Source organism: Atopobium sp. oral taxon 810 str. F0209, assembly GCF_000466405.1.
Classification (GTDB): Bacteria; Actinomycetota; Coriobacteriia; order Coriobacteriales; family Atopobiaceae; genus Olegusella.
In genome coordinates this window covers 16,403-35,351 of sequence record NZ_KE952935.1, presented here as the reverse complement: position 1 = coordinate 35,351, position 18,949 = coordinate 16,403, and the positions used below count along the sequence as shown (strand labels likewise).

Genomic DNA, 18,949 nt, shown 5'->3' with positions numbered 1-18,949 from the left:
TTCACGTTTGCGCAGGTAGATTTTTTTCGCATGAAACAGAGTGTGGCTTTTGGCAAAAAAGGTGAAGTAGAACGTGGCGTTTGGCAAGCAAAGCCTTGTTGGTTGAAACGATCCGTGGCTTTTGGCACTTGATATGAAACAGAGTGTGGCTTTTGGTATCTGGCATGAAGTAGAACGTGGCTTTTGGGTGCCCGTGTAAAATCTTGTTGTTGCAGTGATGCTAGACTTCGTACCATTCGCCTTTAAGCGCGTGTTCGAGCCATTTGGCAACGCCGTCTTCCCACATGCTGTCAACGATACAGGTGGCCTGAGCTTTAACTTCATCGGAAGCATTGCCTACTGCAACAAATGTACCCACATAAGGCACCATGGGCAAATCATTGCCCGAGTCACCAAAGGCTACAAGTTGTGACTTGTCTAGGCCCAGCTCTTTGCGTATCCATTCAATGCCAGAGCCTTTTTCAACACCTTTGAGCGTAATCTCAATTTCTGTGGGAGTTACCGTGGCAATCTGCAAATCACCGCGCTTCTCTAGCTCAGTCACATCGCGAGCAAGGTCTTTTGCTGTGTCAAAGCAAGCACCCATTTTCTCGACAAAGTTTGTCTTGTCATCAACTGCTAGGATTTGAGGTTCGACATCTTCGACGGTAAAACGATTGGGCAGGCTTGTGATTTCATCGCTTAGACCCTCATCGCTTAAGGTGCTATCACTGTCGGTGCGATGTACGGCTTGGGTCATGTAGGACACTAGGCGATTTTCAAAATAAGCTCCTGTTGAGGTCAGCACGTTGAGACCTGCGCCGCGGGAATGTAGCCAATGAGCTAGCTCAAGCGCCATATTGCGGGGAATCGCTTTACTTAGCAGATGATTGCCATCCGCATCAAGAATTTGCCCACCATTGACGGTGATGTAGTAGTCAACGCAGGGGAGCTTGACCGCATCGGGCACGATGGGCAAGTTGCGTCCAGTGGAAATCACATTGGCACAGCCTGCCGCATGTACCGCTTCCATTGCGGCAATCGTGCGCTTGGAGACGCGGGTCAAATCCAAAATAGTACCATCTAGGTCGTAAAATGCCGCACCAATACCTTGAGGATTGTGCGAGTTTGCGGGTAGCATGTACTGCTCCTTTGCTAAGAATGCGAAATCTCAAAGCTGCGTGTGGTCAGGTTGGCATCAAGTTGAGCCCAAGCATCACCTGAGCTGCGGCGGATGCAAAGCTGATCATCCGTTGCGCTAACTTCGAGTTCACCTTCGATATCAAAAGCAGGATGAGTATTGCGTAGTTCCATCATCTCGAGTAGCTTGCGTACAACAGGACGCTCTACCTCGCGGTCAATCTCTTCAACACTGTAATAGTGGCGGTTGATATTGCGGCCTTCCTTGGTAGATTCTAGTAGCTCGATATCATTGCTACCTGCAAGTAAGCCTACGTAGTAGACCATGGGTACACCACGTGCAAAGAACTGAATTGCACGTGCGAGCAGATATGCATCGTCGTTGTTGCCCAGCGCCGAATAGTAGGTGGTATTGACCTGATAAATATCAAGATTGTTATAAGCCTCGGTGTTGTATACCTTCTTTACGTTGGCACCTTCGGAGAACATCTTTTCTTTGGTGTAGTCAACTGCCTCGTCGGGAAGCAGATCCTTGACATCAACAATGCCAAGGCCATCGTGGGTATCAAGGGTGGTGAACTGGTGCTTGGGGCTCATCTTGAGCCAATGGGCAAGATAGCTGCCATTGCCTGAGTAAAGAGCATGTAGAGTCAGCACGGGTAGAGCAAAGTCGTAAATCCAGTAGCCCTTGCTGGCAACTTGCATCTGGATACTGTAGTGTTCATGAATCTCAGGCAGCACCATAACTTGGTAAGGGTCAAGCACCTCTTGCATGCTTTGGAGCAGCTCAGTGGTATCAGGCTCGACAAAAAAGCAGTTGCTTCCTGCGCGCTTGGCAGCATACGCAAAGGCATCCAGACGAATGATGGATGCATTGTTTTCGGCCATATGCGTTAGGGTTTCGCGGAAAAAGCGTTGAGCGCACTCAGAGTGGATATTAATGTCAATCTGCTCCTCGCCAAAGGTGCACCAGACATCCTCCTTGCTGCCGTCAGCAAACTCTGCCACGATGCTTGGCGCTTTGGGCTTGCGCTTGTAAATGGTATCAATCTGCTCTTGGGTAGGAGCTCCTCCTGGCCAAAAGTCCTTGTAGCGGATGAAGAAATCGGCAAATTCTGAATCGTCTTTCTTCTCCAAAAAGTCTTGGAAATAGGGTGACTGGCGGGATATGTGGTTAATCATAAAGTCAAACATTAAGTAGCGGCTCTCGCCTATACGACGCACATCATCCCAGCTACCAAATTTGGGATCGACGATGTCGTAGCGCATGGGCGCAAAACCACGGTCAGCAGAGCTGGGGAAGAAGGGCAAAATATGCACCCCGCCAACAGCTTTGTCAAAGTGCTTGGCGAGCACGTGCTCAAGATCTTGGAGATTTTTGCCGAGACTATCGGCGTAGGTGATGAGCATGATTTTGTTTTCGAACTTCATAGGACTCTCCTATAGCTGGTGTGCTCTAGCTTGGCCGTTGGTGACTACCTGCTGTTTTGCTTGTTCTAAAGGCCCAAAATGGTGAAGTCGGCTGACGAGTTGGTTGATAGTGAATTGCCCAATCCGTAGACCATATTGCTGATGACATACTCACCGTCGTTAACGTAAATCTCGACAATATGGCCGTGTACCAGCATCTCGATCTTGTTTTCCGTACCGACCTCAGGCGTTTCGGAATGCATATGCATAAAGTTTTCACGTGGGCGATAAACTTTGCTCCGGTCAACGTGGACGCGGTTTTTGTCTTGCCATACGCGCAAGCCACCAAAGTCGATATGATCACCTTCGCGCAGTGTAGTACCAAAAAGGTAGGGGCGGTGATGCGTGGGTGTGTTAGTGCGCTGCGTTAGCGCGCGACGGATATTGGGGTGCAGGCGGAAGTAAGTGTGACCATCGACAACCTCGACGACACGTGGAGCGGTAAACATACCAATCCACTTATTGTCGATGGGTTCGGGCATACGCATCCAGCCCACCATTACTCGACGACCTGTGGCATCAGTCGTAGTTTGGGGGGCATAGAAATCATGGCCATAATCGGTAAGGCGGCGCTCTCCAGTAAAGTCGATGGAGCAATCGTCTTTGTTGTAATCGACAACAAAGCAGACACTTTGATCGTCATCACCGCCCTCGTAGCCCATCAGAGATGCAAGCAATACGGTACCGCCCTCAACCTCAAAGAGGTCGGGACACTCACACATCCAGCCTAACTGGGGATCCATAAGCGTACGACTGACATACTCCCAGTTCATAAGGTCTTGGCTCTTGTAAAAAAGGATTTCGCCCTGCTTGCGATGAATATTGCTACCTAGCACGAGGTACCAACCGTCAGCACCTTGCCAGACTTTTGGGTCGCGCGTATGAGTGGCGTCTCCGAGCTCGGGATCATCAATGGGCGGGATGATAACGTACTTGTCATCAAAGTTGTTAAAAGTTTTTCCGTCGGAAGACTCAATGGTGAGCTGTGCTGATGTGAAATGTCCAGGAACGCACTTATTGATATCCTCGGGATCAAACTCGTCGTAGTGCACACCGGTATAAAAGAGACGGAGCTTGCCGCCACTTTCGACGGCACTGCCCGAAAAACAACCGTTTTGGTCGGCAGGCTTTGAAGGAAAGAGAGCAATATCTTTTTGCTCCCAATTCACGAGATCGGGGCTAATAGCATGACCCCAACAAATAGTGCCCCACTGTGTCGCATGAGGAAAGTACTGGTAAAAGAGATGGTACTCACCCTTGTAGTAGATGAAGCCGTTGGGGTCATTCATCCAACCACGCTGCGTATGAAAGTTGATACTTTGCATGCGAACCCTTCTAAGTTTGGCGCCTAACGGTCTACGACGTAGTTAATGCTGACGGGGGACATGGGATACCAGCAGGCTTGAGCCTTGGGGAAGTCCATGCTGACTTGGACGCTGTCTGCTTCAGTGAAGTAGCGGGTGCCAAAAACAGTCTCGCCACCATTGATAAAGATTTCAAAGACGGAAGTATCCATGATGACTCGGATGTCATGGATGACACCAACCTTGGTGCGGCGGATTTTGCGACCTTGGCCCACCGCGTCGTCAGTAAAGATGAGCTCTGCTTCACCGTTGGAAAAACGCAGCTCGAGTGCATCATCAAAGCGAAGAGTGCCGTCGCCTGTAATATTGGAGATTACGAGATCGGAGACTTTGGGGATAGTTGCACTTGCTCCATTAAAGGGGACAGCTTCGCCGCGGAGAGCGTCGATTTCAGCAACAGGATTTTGCAGGATGCGCCCATCGGCATTGAGTGTGAGTTCGCGGGGAACCGTTAGGCAGCCGCGCCAGGTGGCGGTGGGATTGTCATAGGGGCGAATATCATTTTTGTCGTGGGGGAGACTCATCCAACCTACAAGAAGCGTGCGGTTCTTGTCATCGACGAAGCTCTGGCACGCATAGAAGTCAAAGCCGTGATCCCATTCGACAAAGGTGGCCTGATCGATAGCAGGGTGCGGTGCCTGCGCATTCATAAGTTCGTGGTCTTGGTGCAAGAGGTCCAGCAGCGAGCCATCAATAGGGAAATAGCCATTTCCGTGCACATTTTGAAGCATATAGGGCAGACCAAGCTCATCTGTGCCTTGTGGGCATGTGGCAAGAAACTCATGAACCGTACCTTGTGCGTCGGTTAGAGCAATGCGGTCGGGGCACTCCCACATATAGCCAAATGGTTCGCTGTCGGTATTGGTGACAGAGCCTTCAAGTTCCCAATTCGCGCCATCATCAGAGCGATAGCACAGCACGGCACCGCGGCTGTCTTTGCGTGTGCGTGCACCGAGGAGCATATGAAGAGAGTTGTTCTGCTTCCAAACTTTGGGATCGCGAACGTGATTGGAACAATAGGCAGGGTAGTCGGAGTTATCGAGGATGACTTCTTTGGGACCCATGTGGATGCCGTTGTAACTACGCATACGCGTTTGGTTGGCAAGGCGGCCTGCGAGTGTGCCGTCGCCTTCGGGTAGACGGATGTTGCCAGTGTAGTAGTACCAGACTTCGCCGTCGTGCTCGGCACCATCTGCGGGTGTGGCGAGATATGCGCCGCCAGAGTAGGAGCCATCTTTGTCAGAAGGGCAATCGGGCATGACTTGGCAGCCGAGGAAGACCCAGTTTACGAGGTCGCGGCTGACGTAGTGTCCCCAGCCATGAGGGCTGTCGAAGTTGCCAGGATACTCAGGGGCGTTCTGGCAGCAAATATGGTAGGTTCCGCGGAATTGGCAGAGACCGTTGGGGTCGCTGATTGAGCCTTTATAGGGGGCAAGATGGAGCTTGGGACGCCAGGATTCATCACTCATGCGGGGTCCTTTCCACATATGTCGCCGAGCTTTATGGGTGCTGGCGACTTATCGACATACTTGCACACAATCCTATCTGAGAACGATTCCATATTAAGGCAAATGACGGTGAATGGTACCTAGATTGTGCAAGCGGTTATTAGCCCGTACTTAGTAAATGGTGTAACTAATGCAAATCGCGTAAATAGCATGAATTCCGCAAGCTGCTTGGGTAGTGCAAATTGTCTAGATAATACAGATAGTTAATATTTTTAGCCCCGAGGAAGCCTTTTTGTTCGCATTCCTACTAAAAAGGGCTCCTCAGGGCTAAAAATATTAACTATTCATTCCTTAAATGCACGGTGTTTAGGTATGGAGGGTTTGGGTGCGTAAAGTTTAAACGTGCGAGGGCTAAACGCGTGATGTCTGAAAGCACAAGGTATGGGCATAGGGAGGGTTAAACACATAAGGCGTGGATGTATAGGTCTGAAGGGCTATGGCTACAACTACGATAAGCGAGTAAAAACATCCACACTATTATCATCTATATTTATAAAACAGCAGTTAAAAATATAAATATCTAAATAAATGGTAGAATAGTGTGGATGTTTTTGGGACTAAAAATAAAAAGCAGCTTTTATTAGGACCCAAGAAATCACAGCTCAGCAATGCGATATTTTGTCTTGTTTGCAGCTTGCTGAGTATGAGCACATACAAAACTACAGTTCAAGAGGGGTATTTTTGAGTCAGATTTCCCTACCGTGGAGATAGAGCACTTTTCGAGCTTTTTTGTGTTGGGGTACTAAATATCACACAAGCATTTTTGGGCGCCCAAAACAGCCTCTGAGTGTCTCTATTTTTACAGTCTCGCGATTGGTTTGCCGCAAGTTTGGAAGGCTGGGCCTGTCGCAGGTTTGGAATTTGACTAGTCGTTTAGAATACGGTGCTCAAAGCGTCCATTCGCGTAGAGGCCATAGCTGTGACTTCCATCTTTGGGGATACCAATGCTGCCTGGATTAAACAGCCATACATCGGGATGTTTTACACTGGCTTCGTTCGCTTTGATGTGGGTGTGGCCATAGACAAGACTGGTATGTGCAGGCAGAGGCGGGAGGCGGTCGATAGAGTTATCTCGTCCAGCGCCCCAAATGTGTCCGTGGGTGAGGAATAACTCATGTAGGTTGCCTTCGGATGCACTGTCCAAAATTACAGTACTTTCTGCGAGACAAGGAAAATCAAGCACCATCTGGTCGACCTCGGCCTCGCAATTGCCGCGGACTGCCACAATCTGTGTCGCAATGGAGTTAAGCATTGCAATAACCTCGCGCGGAGCATAATCAGCGGGTACATCATTGCGTGGCCCATGATAGAGAAGGTCGCCTAACAGCAACACGCGGTCAGGTTGCTCTTGTTCAATGGCAGACATCAACTTCTTGCACCAAGCTGCTGCACCGTGAATATCAGACGCAATGAGAAGCTTCATTGTGGGTGTCCCATCTCTTTTAAGTAATCCTACTCAGTATGCACCAATCAGCTGTACCTTTAAGTCAGCGATGCAGTTTAGGATATGTATGTTGCCGGCGGTATAGCTTGGAGATAGTAGGTATGGTGTGTAATTGCGGCCTTCTTCACGAAAAAGAAGTAGGTGTACGGAATCTTGTGGGGTGGCCAAGGTGGTGTTCCATGGCGCATCAGCCAGTCTCCATTGAGCGCTAGACAAGCAAAGGGTCTGTAAGGATAGACAAAGTGCCCGTAAGCAATTTGCCCATACATAAAATTGCGTCCAAAAGTCCGCTCGCAGATTTTAAACGGCTAACTCTTGAAAAGTAACCCCCCCGTACCATTGCCTTGCCACAAGACAGGATCTTGACTGAAAGGTGAGACAGTATGGAAATCAAAAAGAGCCTCTGCGTATTTGCAATTTCTGCGCTCATTGCGCTTCCAATCGCAGGTTGTGGTGGTTCTCCCAGCACTAACAATGCTGGTTCTGATGAGGCGAAGAAACCTACTCAGGCAGAGAAAGCTGAGACTGCAACTTCTGACTATGCAGTAACAATCGACGGATGCAAAAAAGGTCAAGATTATGAGGGTAAGCCTTGCGTAATTATCGACTTTACCTTTACAAATAATTCCGATGACCCTCAGTCAATGGCTAGTGCAGCCAGTATTGAGGTGTATCAAAATAACGTCCAATGCGATGTAGCGATTACAGATACCGATATCAATGCAGACAACTACATGAACAACGTCAAAAAGGGTGCTACTATTTCCTGCTCTCTTGCATATAGCGTTGCTGACGACTCCGACATAGAAGTGTCCGTCAAGGAACTTGTTAGCCTGAGCGACAAGCCTCTTGCTGAAAAGACCTTTAGCCTTTCATAGTTGATTCGGCAATTAATAAGGTTTAACGAGAGGCATTTGGAATGAAAAAGAAGCTAAACATTTTACTGCTTATTGCGTTTATCTTGGGACTGCTTTATCTCATCTATAGCGGATGGTATTGGGGTACAAGTATGTCTGCTGGTTCATCCACAGATCAAGCTGGTGCTGCTCTCGCAAGTGTATTGGTGACTCCACATCTCATTTGTGCAGGTATAGCGGTTATTTTTAATGCTCTTGGGCTCTTCATGCGCAAAGCGGGCTTTGCTCTTACGGGGGCGATTCTCTACACCGTGGCAATCGTCTTGTTCCCGCCGTATTTCATGTTTGTCGTGCTTGAAGCCGTCCTTTCATTATTGGCTTTGCACAGATAAAAAAGGCGCAATAAAAGAAGGTGTATGACAAGAAAAGAGACGAGCAATATAAAAGTCTCTCATGTAAATTGCCATCTTGGCCGTATTCAGTTTTCATAACTGAGTACGGCCTTTTGCTGCGGATTATCAATCCAGTCCTGCGCGCTCTTTGTGCGAGGCGCAGTTTCATTGCGGGCGAAAGTCCCTTTCAAAAGCTTTAGCATTCACGGGCGCATTTTTTTGCGCGGAATGCAGTTTAATTACGGGTGGTCGTGATGGTGATCGTTTTTGAGTAATCAACGCTATATTTTCTTGAGCAAATGTGGCTTAAGAATTCTTAAATTGATGAATACAAAAAATCTAATGTGTAGAGACTTAGATTATGTATAAAATTATACGTCGCGGGAACAATCGCCTTGTATAGGTAAGGCGTCGGCGACTCGGCGACACCAAAATGCACTAAAACTCTCGGTCTTTGGGCAGAGGGAGAAGGAAAGGAAGCAATATGAGCAAAATTCTTGGCATCGACCTTGGTACCACCAACTCAGCAATGGCAGTGTTTGAGGGTGGCGAGCCCTCTATTATCGTGAACGCCGAGGGCGATCGTACTACTCCGTCCGTAGTGGGCTTCCGTGCCGATGGCGACCGCATTGTCGGTAAGGCTGCAAAAAACCAAGCAGTTACCAACCCCACCAACACGGTCTTTTCCATTAAACGTTTCATGGGTCGTCGCTATGACGAGGTTGGCTCCGAGCTCAAGACCGTTCCTTACAAGGTTAAGGCTGGTACTGGTCAGCGCGCCGTTGTTGAGATTAATGGTGAGGATTTCACTCCTGAGCAGGTTTCCGCTATGGTTCTCGGCAAGATGAAGGCCGACGCTGAGAAGTCCCTTGGCGAGACCATCACCGACGCTGTCATTACCGTCCCCGCTTACTTTAATGACGCTCAGCGTCAGGCAACCAAGGATGCAGGTAAGATTGCTGGCCTTAACGTACAGCGCATCGTTAATGAGCCTACAGCTGCAGCTCTCGCATACGGTTTTGACAAGAAGAACATCGATCAGAAGATTTTGGTCTTTGACTTGGGTGGCGGTACGTTCGACGTCTCCTTGCTTGATCTTGCCGATGGTGTTGTCGAGGTTCTTGCAACCAACGGCGACAACCACCTAGGTGGCGACGACTGGGACCAGCGTGTGATCGACTGGATGGCTGATAAGTTCCAGCAGGATAACGGTATCGACCTCCGCAGCGACCCCATGGCTCTTCAGCGCCTCAAAGATGCAGCCGAGAATGCAAAGAAGGAGCTTTCTTCTGCTCAGCAGGCCGAAATTAATCTCCCCTTTATTACCGCTGATGCTACCGGTCCTAAGCACCTCAACTACACCCTGACCCGTGCAGAGTTTGAAAAGATCACCCGCGACCTGCTTGACCGCTGCAAAGCTCCTGTTACCAAAGCTCTTCAGGATGCAGGATTGCAGATCTCCCAGGTCAATGAGGTTATTCTCGTTGGTGGCTCTACTCGTATGCCTGCTGTTCAGGAGCTCGTCCGTCAGATGACGGGCAAGCAGCCCAACATGTCGGTTAACCCTGACGAGGTTGTAGCCGACGGTGCGGCAGTTCAGGGCGGCGTGCTTTCTGGTGCTTCTGGTGCTTCCGATATCTTACTGCTTGACGTTACCCCGCTTTCCTTGGGTGTTGAGACCATGGGCGGCATCATGACCAAGATGATTGACCGCAACACCACCATTCCTACCAGCAAAACCGAGGTCTACTCCACCGCAGCAGATAACCAGCCTTCCGTTGAGATTAACGTGCTGCAGGGCGAGCGCGAGATGGCTCGCGATAACAAGAGCTTGGGCAAGTTCCAGCTTACGGGCATCCCTATGGCTCGTCGTGGCGTGCCTCAGATTGAGGTCACCTTTGATATCGATGCCAATGGCATTGTCAAGGTCACCGCAAAGGATCGCGGCACGGGCAAGCAGCAGCAAATCACCATTTCTGGTTCTACTGCGTTGTCTGATGAGGAAGTTGACCGTATGGTCAAGGACGCAGAGTCCCACGCCGAGGAGGACAAGGCCAAGAAGGACGAGATTGAGGTACGCAACCAGGCCGATTCCCTTGCCTACTCTACCGAGCAGACCTTAAAGGAGCTCGGCGACAAGATGCCTGCTGACACCAAGCAGAAAGCCGAAGATGGCATCGCTGCTGTTCGCAAGGCCTTAGATGGTACCGATATTGAGACTATTAAGTCCGCAAGCGAGCAGCTCCAGACTGCAGCCCAGGATTTGGCTCAGGTTGTTTACTCCGCAACTGACGCACAGACTGCACAGGGTGCACCTACTGATGGTGGTAGCGCTGACGACGTAGTTGATGCTGATTACGAGGTTGTCGACGACGACAACAAGCAGAACTAGTAGGTGGCCGACATGTCCGAGAAGGAAGAGAAGAGGGTAGAGGAGGTGGCCGATGAGGCTACTTCCAGCCCCGCCCCCAACGGGCAGGACCCAAAGGAGAACGGCGTGAAAGTTTCAGTCGAGGTCGACGACGACCAGATGGGCGCCGAGGCCGAGCTGGACGAAGAGGCTCTAATTGAAGCGGCCAAGCGTGCAGGAGCTCAGGCGGCAGAGGAAGAGATTGCCGCTAAGGAGGCCGAGCGTGTCAAAGCTGCTGAGGCAGTGCGCAGCGAGTTGCAGGATAAGTTGGATGGTGCCCAAGCCGAAATTGACGCTGCAAAAAAAGAAGCAGCTGATGCTACTGACCGCTTGCTGCGACTTCAGGCAGATTGGGATAATTTCCGTCGTCGCACTGCTCAGGAACGACTCAACGAACGTGATCGCGCGGGCGAAAAGTTGGTAGTTTCTCTGCTTCCTGTGCTAGACGACATGGAGCGTGCTATTGAGCATGCTGGCAAGGCTGCGCAGGAGGACGCTGAGGACAACCAGTTTGATCAGTTTGTTGCTGGTGTGCAGGCTGTCCACGACAAGATGGTATCCATCTTGGGTAAGGCAGGCGTTGAAGTCATTGACCCTCTGGGTGACGCTTTTAATCCGCTAGAACATCAGGCGGTGGGTCGCGTGGAGGATACAGAGGCCTACGATGAGTCAGTTGCAGCAGTATATCTGCGTGGCTATCGCATGGGTGGCAAGGTTATTCGTGAGGCAATGGTGCAGGTAACCTTTGGTGGCCCTAAGCGTCCTGATCCTGCCAAGGAAGATGATGCGGCGACTGATGTTGATGCAGACGCCACAGAGTCTCATGAGGCTTAGATTTGATTTTGTCGGACACCTGCTTGCGGGTGTCCGACGTTTGGCATCTTTGAGATGCGCACTGCAAGAGTAGGCGCGATGTAACGAAAGGAGGCGGCTTCCGCCATGGCAGATAAGAATTATTACGACGTTTTGGGCGTGAGCAAAAATGCCTCCGATGCAGAAATTAAGAAGGCATTCCGTAAGCTCGCAGCCAAATATCATCCTGATCGCGGCGGCGATGAGGCCAAGTACAAAGAAGTAAGCGAAGCATATACCACTCTCTCCAATCCTCAAAAGCGCAAGGAATATGATCAGCTTTTGACCTTTGGTGGTATTCCAGGAGCTGGTTTTGGCGGTGCGGGTGGCGCAGGTGGCTATAGCTATGGCGGCGGCATGAACTGGGAAGATATTCTTGGCAGCATGCGTGGTGGCGACGGCGCTTTTGGCGGCTTTGACTTTAGCTCAATCTTTAACGGACAAGGTGCGGGTCGCGCTCAAAATCGTCCATCCAAAGGTGGAGACCTTACGCTAGACGTAAGTGTGACTGCAGAAGAAGCCTTTGTGGGAACCCAGCGCAAAGTGAGCTACACCATACCTTCAACGGGAGAACGACAGAGCCTTACGGTTAAAGTGCCTGCTGGCGCAGTGGATGGCGGCAAATTGCGCTATCGCGGTCGTGGTGAATTTGGTGCTAATGGCGGCGCTCGCGGCGACCTGGTGGTGACAACGCGTGTGGCTGAGCATCCGCTTTGGAAGCGTGATGGTGCCGATGTGCGCATGGAGCTCTCGATTTCTATCTTTGAAGCAGCGCTTGGCGCACAGGTAGAAGTACCCACTCCGGATGGCGAGACAGTGCGTCTTAAGGTTCCTGCAGGAACACAGGATGGTAAAACTTTCCGCTTCCGTGGCATGGGCGCACCTGATGTCAAAAGCAAAAATAATAAGGGCGCTCTCTATGTGACCGTGCGTATCAAGGTTCCGACGAGTTTGTCTGCTGATGAGCGCAAAGCGCTTTCGAATTTGCGCGATGCCGACCACCGTGAATATCGAAAGGATGTTGAGCGCTATGTCTCGTAGTGACGGCAAAGATAAGCCCCTCTACATGATTAGCGTTGCCGCCGAATTGACGGGAATGCATCCCCAGACCCTACGTGTGTACGAACAAAAGGGCTTAGTGAATCCCGGTCGCTCGCGCGGCAACACACGTCTGTATTCACAGCATGATATTGAGCGCCTCAACCTTATTAGCAAGCTGACTGATGAGGGTATCAATTTGGCTGGTGTTGTGCGCATCCTCGACATGCGTGAACGTACCGAAGCGCTCGTAAGTGAAAACGACGAGATGCGTGCACGTATTCGTGAGCTTGAGGACGAGGTGCATGAATTTCGTATGCAAGAGCGTATTGTGGCACTTGCTCGCTATGATGGAGGCAGTCCCGAACAAGTCTTGCGTGGCTTGTTAGATGATGGGGAGCGAAAGGACGAGCGGTGAGCATCACAAACTTTGTCTTTGATATGGGCGGCGTGCTCATGGATTTTAATCCTGATTTGTACTCCCATCTCTATGTAGACAATGATCAAGATGCTCTGCTTATTCGTAATGCCTTATTTTTGCATCCAAGCTGGGCTTTGCTTGATTCAGGTACCATTAGTGATGCCACGATGGAAATGATTGCTCAGCGTCAGTTGCCCGAGCGTTTGTGGGAGCCACTACACCAGACTTGTTTGCACTGGAATGAATATCATACGCCCTTGCCTCTTATGAATCAGCAGGTAGAACGCTTGCATAATGCTGGGTATGGCTGCTATCTACTGTCCAATGCGGGCGTTCGTTGGTGGAAGATTCGCGAGCTAATTCCCTGCATGCCTCTGATGGATGGCTTTGTAGTATCGGCATTTGAGCGCATTATGAAGCCTGATCCACTTATCTTTACTACCTTATGTGAGCGTTATCAATTAGAGCCTGCAACTTGTCTTTTTGTTGATGACAATGCCGACAACTGCGCAGGTGCGGAAGTTGCCGGCATGGCTGGTTATGTGTATAACGGCGATGTGACTGCCTTTGAAAATTATGTCAGCAGCACACTTGGCATCGCATACTAGTGCCTAGAGTTATTACGCTGCCAAGCAGAACTATGCCTCTTGCGAGGGAACACATACATGCAGCAGAGTGCAGACGCCATCTGTAGGCATAATTTGCAGATTTGCATTACCTGCAGGTATAAACCAGGTCTCACCAGCCTTTATGTGCTCAATCTGCTCGCCTAGCTTGGCCTGAGCATTGCCGTTAAGCATCATCAATGCAACATAGCTTTTGTCAGTTATGGGAAGCTCTGCTGTATCGTTCAAAATCCAACGCTCTGTGCGGAAGCACGTACCTTGGCCTAGTAGTTGGCGAGTACCTCCAGTAACTTCACTGGGGTGTACAGGCGCACCTAAATAGCCAGGCTGCTCTAGCAAAGCAACTTCTTTTGCCTGCTCGACATGGAGTTCCCGCGTCTTGCCATGGGAATCAATACGACCAAAGTCATAAACGCGATAGGTGGTATCGGAATTTTGCTGTACTTCAGCAAGCAGAATGCCACCACCAATTGCATGTAGCAGACCTGCGCGGATAAAGAAGACATCACCTGGCTTGACGGGTACCTGATTGAGCTTTTCTTCGATACTGTTATTAGCAATGGCTGCAGCAAACTCGTCTGGGGTCATGTCTTCACGAAGGCCTAGATAGAGGAAGGAGCCAGGGTCGGCATCAACAATGACCCACATTTCGGTCTTGCCGTAGGGCATACCGTGGCTACGAGCATAGGTATCATCAGGATGTACCTGAATTGACAGCGGACTTGCAGCATCAATGAATTTGATGAGAGTGGGGAAGGCCTCCATAACATTGGCGTTGCTACCAGCAGCTTCGGGATGTGCAGCAAGATACTCGACCAAGGTCTTGCCAGCATCAGTGCCTGTAGCCACGATGCTGGGATAATCATTGCGAGCAGAAAGAGTCCATGCTTCTCCGTAATTGTCCTGTCCAGCTGCAGGACTGCCTAGGCGCGTACCACCCCATATCTTGTTAACCAGTGCCGGTGTTAGACGAATCATTTCCTGCATTGCTTACTCCTTATCAGCCGTGTCAAAACGTGGCTACAGAGCTCTGCTTGCCAAGGGATTGGCAGCTCATCTGCACTTTCCATCTTCACGGTAGCGCATTTAGTGAAAAGCAGAAATATGCTCAAGACGGAATCCATATAGCTATATTGGTGAGTTTAGAAAATCTTATATAAAGAGACTTAGATTTGATTAGGAAGCTGTTTGAGCGGGAAGACTGTCATCGATAAACAGTGAGGTGCCAGGGTGCGTGCCAATATGTGACTTGAGCTAAAGAGTCGCAGCTGAGGTGGGTGCAAGGCAAAGGGGAGGCTCGTATGAGAATTGATAAATGGGCGGTCAGTGCACAAGAAGCACTGCAGGCAGCGATGGGTATCGCGGCAGATGCAGATGCAGGCCAGATGGAGTCGATTCATCTGCTTAAGGCTTTGCTTGACTCTAATGAACGAAATTTAAGAGCAATTGTTGAGCGTATTGGTGTCGATCCGACGCAACTTGAATCTGTGGTCAACGACGCTATTGCACGTCAGCCCAAAGTGACTAGTGCTGGCGGTCAGATGGGCATTGGTAATAACCTGCTCAAAGTAATTGATACTGCTGAGAAGCTCTCCTCTCAAATGGGTGACTCCTATGTAACAACTGAGCATTTGCTCATTGCGCTATGTGATGACCGTGGTGCTGCAGGCTCTGTGCTCAAGACAGCGGGAGTGACGGCAAAGCGTGTGCGCGCTGCGTACGGGGAGCTTCGTGGAGATGAGCATGTGACTTCGCAGGATTCAAAACCCCAATTCAAGGCGCTCGAGCAGTATGGACGCAATGTTACCGATCTTGCTCGTCAGGGCAAACTTGATCCTGTGATTGGTCGTGTTGAGGAGATTCGCCGCACTATTCAAGTGTTGAGTCGTCGCTCCAAGAACAATCCTGTGCTTATTGGTGAGCCTGGTGTTGGTAAGACTGCCATTGTTGAGGGTTTGGCCGAACGTATTGTTGCGGGGGACGTGCCCTCGACTATCAAGGACAAGGATCTTGTTGAGCTTGATATGTCTGCGCTGGTAGCAGGTGCAAAGTACCGTGGCGAGTTCGAAGATCGTCTGAAGTCTGTTCTCAAAGAGGTACAGAAAAGTGATGGTCAGGTCATCCTCTTTGTCGATGAGCTACATACTATTGTGGGTGCTGGTGCGACCGAAGGTTCAATGGATGCAGGTAACATTTTGAAGCCCGCTCTTGCACGTGGTGAACTTCATGCTATCGGGGCAACCACACTTGATGAGTACCGTAAATACATCGAGAAAGATCAAGCTCTGGCACGTCGTTTTCAGCCAGTGTTGGTGTCCGAGCCAACGGTGGAAGATACTATCTCGATTTTGCGTGGCATCAAAGAGCGCTACGAGCAGCATCACCGTGTGCGTATTACCGACGCAGCTTTGGTTGCAGCAGCAGATTTGTCTAACCGCTATATCTCAGAGCGTTTCTTGCCAGACAAGGCAATTGACCTGGTAGATGAGGCTGCAAGTCGTCTGCGTATGGAGCTCGATAGTATGCCGGCAGATATTGATGCGCAGGAACGTCAGCTTACTCAGATGCAAATCGAGGAACAGGCGTTAATGAAGGAAGAGGATGCTGCTTCCAAGGAGCGTCTGGAAACCCTGCGTCGTGAGATTGCTGAGGCACGCGAAAAACTTGATAGTGTCAAAGCAGACTGGCAAAACGAGCGCGTTGCGATTGACCGTGTGCAGGATCTAAAAGCACAAATTGAATCTACGCGTAACGAGATGGAGCGGGTAACCCGTGAGGGTGACTTGGCGCGTGCATCCGAACTGCGTTACTCCACGATTCCGCAGCTCCAAGCCCAATATGAGGAAGCAGAGCAAGCACTTGCCTCCAAGCAGGAATCTGGCGGTCTGCTTAAAGAGGAGGTTACTACTGACGAGATTGCTGAGGTGGTTTCCAACTGGACTGGCGTGCCTGTATCAAAGATGATGCAAGGTGAGATGGATAAGCTAAAGCATCTAGAAGATGAACTGCACAAGAGTGTTGTTGGCCAAGATGAAGCAGTATCTGCAGTTGCTGCGGCAGTACGTCGTAGTCGTGCAGGCCTAGCTGATCCTAATAGGCCTATTGGTAGCTTCTTCTTCCTGGGGCCAACAGGTGTGGGAAAAACCGAGCTAGCAAAGGCGCTCGCAAGGAATCTCTTTGATGATGAACGAGCACTTGTTCGTATCGACATGTCCGAGTATATGGAGAAGTTCTCAGTCCAGCGCTTGATTGGCGCGCCTCCTGGATATGTGGGATACGACGAGGGTGGTCAGCTTACCGAAGCAGTGCGTCGTCGTCCGTATTCGGTCATTTTGCTGGATGAGATGGAAAAAGCCCATCCCGATGTCTTTAATGTGCTGTTGCAGGTGCTTGATGACGGGCGCCTGACTGATGGACAGGGTCGTGTGGTGAGCTTTAAAAACACCATTATCATCATGACGAGTAACGTTGGAAGTCAGTTTATTGCTGCGGCAAATGCGACTACTGACCCCAAGGAGATACAGCGTCAAGTTAACGAAGCTTTGCGTGCGACCTTCAGACCAGAGTTTCTCAATCGTATTGATGACGTGGTAACTTTCCATGCACTCGGTTTGGATGATATTGAAAAAATTGTTGACATCCAGCTGGCTGATGTGCGCGAGCGTTTGGCAAACGAGCGCATTACGTTGCGACTGACTCCGCGCGCTGTTGGGTCGTTAGCACTTGACGGTTTGGACCCGATTTACGGAGCGCGCCCACTGAAGCGTTTGATTCAGCGGCAGGTAGTTGATAATGTTGCAAACCTTATTATTGCAGGCGAGCTCCATGAGGGTGATACCGTGCAAGTAGACGTGGGTGAAGGCGACAAACTGGTCGCGCAGAAGCTGGGAGACGGTGCAGAATCTTAAGTTCTATGTTGTTCTGGCTATGCTCTGCTATGCGATAGAGCCGCAGCTCGGTTATAGTTGTCAAAATGGCAGCTATTCGGACTGCGGCTCGATTTGTGAAGGCACAAAATGAATAACAGCAATGATGAGACAACAGTGCGCCCTCATATTCGTGAGGTAAACGATATTACGGTTGAGGCTGAAGCCAAGCGTCAGCGGGCAAAGTCTCACAAGCGTTTGGTGGTGGCTTTTTCGCTGCTTATTGTTCTTTTGGCTGCGACTGCCGCTTTTGTTTCTTATGGGGCAGAGCTTTGGGGTGGTCATACCATTCCCTCGGTACGCAATGAAAAAGTTGACAAAGCAAAAAAACAGCTTTCTGACTTGGGATTTAAGATAAACGAAAAAACAAAAGTTACCGATACGGGCGTTGGCTTGGTTGTAGGGCAGACGCCTCCTGCGGGCGAACGTCGTGCAAAAGGCACTGAGGTGACTATCTGGATTGGTGAAGCCCGCGTGATGCCCGAAGTGGTGGGTACGAGGCTGGAAGATGCGCAGCAAAAGCTCAAAGATGCTGGTGCAAACAACATAAAAGTTTTACGTCAACCCTCTACAAAAGAAGCGGGTAGAGTATTGGCAGTTGAGCCAAAGGCAGGAACAGCGTTTACCTCCGATCAGGAGATTAGGCTGACCGTTTCGACCGTACGTACGATGCCCGATCTTGTAGGTAAAAACGAGTCACAGGCCATGAAGGCCCTTGATGACATAGGTATTGCTTATAAGAAAGACTATGTAAAATCCGACAAAGACGGTCACAGTGTTGTTGCAACCGATCCTGGAGCAGGTAGTGAGATTAAGGAAGACACCAAGGTTATACTGAGTGTGTCTTATCCCTATCCATCAGGTATCAAGCAATTTGCTGAGTATTTCCGCCATCGCCCGAGTGATGTTGCAGAGTTTTTAGGCATGCAAGGTTTTGCTTATAAGGGCGGCTACATAGACGCCCGTGGTGATGCACAGGCACTCTATTCCAACGGGCAGTCAAATCTGAGACTGTGTTCAAATCCTTTTGACCATAACTTTGATGCGTCTGGTTCCAAAGAAGGTGGACATGGTGAGGCCGGTGGCGTCAATAAAAACCATGTCTCGCAAGGAGATGTAGTTTCTGGTGGTGCCGACTTTAGCGGTGTGCGCTACGAGTATGCATCCTCGGAGATCCCAAGTTCGGCAAAGGGCTTGGGCAGTGATGCGATCTATGCAGTCATGTCTGAATGCGGCCTTAGTAATGCAAGTGCAAGCTGCACCGAAGATACGATAACCATGCCATCTAAGGTCAAAGATTTGCCAAAGAAGGACGGCCGTAAATTTAGTTGCATGAGCGGCACAGAGGGCGATTATACCTGGACAGTGTTGATTGCTCAGGTCAAGAAGGATTCCGATGAAGTGCGTGTAGTTGTTACTTATGTACCGACGAGTCTGTATGGCGACTATGACATGTCGGGTAATGGCAACAAGATTTGCGATTTTGTGGCCTATGTCGATATGTATGCATAGGAGGACTGGC

15 protein-coding genes are annotated in these 18,949 nt (G+C 50.0%); 9 read left to right on the top strand and 6 right to left on the bottom strand.

All coding sequences use genetic code 11. From position 1 onward, the window contains the following. Positions 1-220: 220 nt before the first annotated feature. From HMPREF9069_RS00775 to yfcE, 5 genes are all read right to left on the bottom strand, one after another. The gene (locus HMPREF9069_RS00775) at positions 221-1,120 is read right to left on the bottom strand and encodes an HAD-IIB family hydrolase (protein ID WP_021625178.1); all 900 of its coding nucleotides are present in this window, start codon (positions 1,118-1,120) and stop codon (positions 221-223) included. A 14-nt stretch (positions 1,121-1,134) separates the two neighbouring features. After that, a complete protein-coding gene (gtfA, locus tag HMPREF9069_RS00770) occupies positions 1,135-2,550 on the bottom strand; it encodes a sucrose phosphorylase (RefSeq protein WP_021625177.1) in 1,416 nt (471 codons plus the stop codon). Between the two features lie 65 nt (positions 2,551-2,615). Further along, positions 2,616-3,914 carry a glycoside hydrolase family 32 protein gene (locus HMPREF9069_RS00765; protein WP_021625176.1) on the bottom strand — a complete coding sequence of 433 codons (1,299 nt, stop codon included), beginning with the start codon at positions 3,912-3,914 and terminating at the stop codon, positions 2,616-2,618. Positions 3,915-3,937: 23 nt separating this feature from the next. Beyond that, positions 3,938-5,422: a glycoside hydrolase family 32 protein gene (locus HMPREF9069_RS00760; RefSeq protein ID WP_035437898.1), complete on the bottom strand. Its 1,485-nt coding sequence runs from the start codon at positions 5,420-5,422 to the stop codon at positions 3,938-3,940. A gap of 904 nt (positions 5,423-6,326) precedes the next feature. After that, positions 6,327-6,884, bottom strand: coding sequence for a phosphodiesterase (gene yfcE / locus HMPREF9069_RS00755; RefSeq protein ID WP_021625171.1), 558 nt, complete (start codon positions 6,882-6,884; stop codon positions 6,327-6,329). 404 nt (positions 6,885-7,288) lie between these two features. Between yfcE and HMPREF9069_RS00750 the strand changes: the two genes are divergently transcribed. The 7 genes from HMPREF9069_RS00750 (at position 7,289) to HMPREF9069_RS00720 (ending at position 13,483) form a co-directional block, all read left to right on the top strand. Further along, positions 7,289-7,783 (top strand): DUF5067 domain-containing protein, encoded by a 495-nt coding sequence (locus HMPREF9069_RS00750; protein WP_021625169.1) that lies wholly within the window; start codon positions 7,289-7,291, stop codon positions 7,781-7,783. A gap of 41 nt (positions 7,784-7,824) precedes the next feature. Next, positions 7,825-8,154, top strand: a complete 330-nt coding sequence (locus HMPREF9069_RS00745; RefSeq protein ID WP_021625168.1) for a hypothetical protein — start codon at positions 7,825-7,827, stop codon at positions 8,152-8,154. Positions 8,155-8,638: 484 nt separating this feature from the next. Further along, complete coding sequence (gene dnaK, locus HMPREF9069_RS00740; protein WP_021625167.1) at positions 8,639-10,546, top strand: molecular chaperone DnaK; 1,908 nt, start codon at positions 8,639-8,641, stop codon at positions 10,544-10,546. A gap of 12 nt (positions 10,547-10,558) precedes the next feature. Next, complete coding sequence (locus HMPREF9069_RS00735) at positions 10,559-11,398, top strand: nucleotide exchange factor GrpE (protein ID WP_021625166.1); 840 nt, start codon at positions 10,559-10,561, stop codon at positions 11,396-11,398. Positions 11,399-11,503: 105 nt separating this feature from the next. After that, positions 11,504-12,457, top strand: a complete 954-nt coding sequence (locus HMPREF9069_RS00730; protein WP_021625165.1) for a DnaJ C-terminal domain-containing protein — start codon at positions 11,504-11,506, stop codon at positions 12,455-12,457. After that, on the top strand, positions 12,447-12,872 hold the full coding sequence (locus HMPREF9069_RS00725) for a heat shock protein transcriptional repressor HspR (protein ID WP_021625164.1): 426 nt from the start codon (positions 12,447-12,449) through the stop codon (positions 12,870-12,872). Before HMPREF9069_RS00730 ends, HMPREF9069_RS00725 begins: the two co-directional genes overlap by 11 nt. Next, complete coding sequence (locus HMPREF9069_RS00720; protein WP_021625163.1) at positions 12,869-13,483, top strand: HAD family hydrolase; 615 nt, start codon at positions 12,869-12,871, stop codon at positions 13,481-13,483. Before HMPREF9069_RS00725 ends, HMPREF9069_RS00720 begins: the two co-directional genes overlap by 4 nt. Positions 13,484-13,513: 30 nt before the next feature. On the opposite strand, the gene HMPREF9069_RS00715 is transcribed toward HMPREF9069_RS00720, so the two are convergent. Next, positions 13,514-14,488, bottom strand: coding sequence for a type I phosphomannose isomerase catalytic subunit (locus tag HMPREF9069_RS00715; protein WP_021625162.1), 975 nt, complete (start codon positions 14,486-14,488; stop codon positions 13,514-13,516). 314 nt (positions 14,489-14,802) lie between these two features. Between HMPREF9069_RS00715 and clpB the strand changes: the two genes are divergently transcribed. Both clpB and HMPREF9069_RS00705 read left to right on the top strand, forming a co-directional pair. Then, positions 14,803-17,409 (top strand): ATP-dependent chaperone ClpB, encoded by a 2,607-nt coding sequence (gene clpB / locus HMPREF9069_RS00710; RefSeq protein ID WP_035437896.1) that lies wholly within the window; start codon positions 14,803-14,805, stop codon positions 17,407-17,409. 108 nt (positions 17,410-17,517) lie between these two features. Then, the gene (locus HMPREF9069_RS00705) at positions 17,518-18,939 is read left to right on the top strand and encodes a PASTA domain-containing protein (protein ID WP_021625158.1); all 1,422 of its coding nucleotides are present in this window, start codon (positions 17,518-17,520) and stop codon (positions 18,937-18,939) included. The last annotated feature ends 10 nt before the right edge of the window (positions 18,940-18,949 follow it).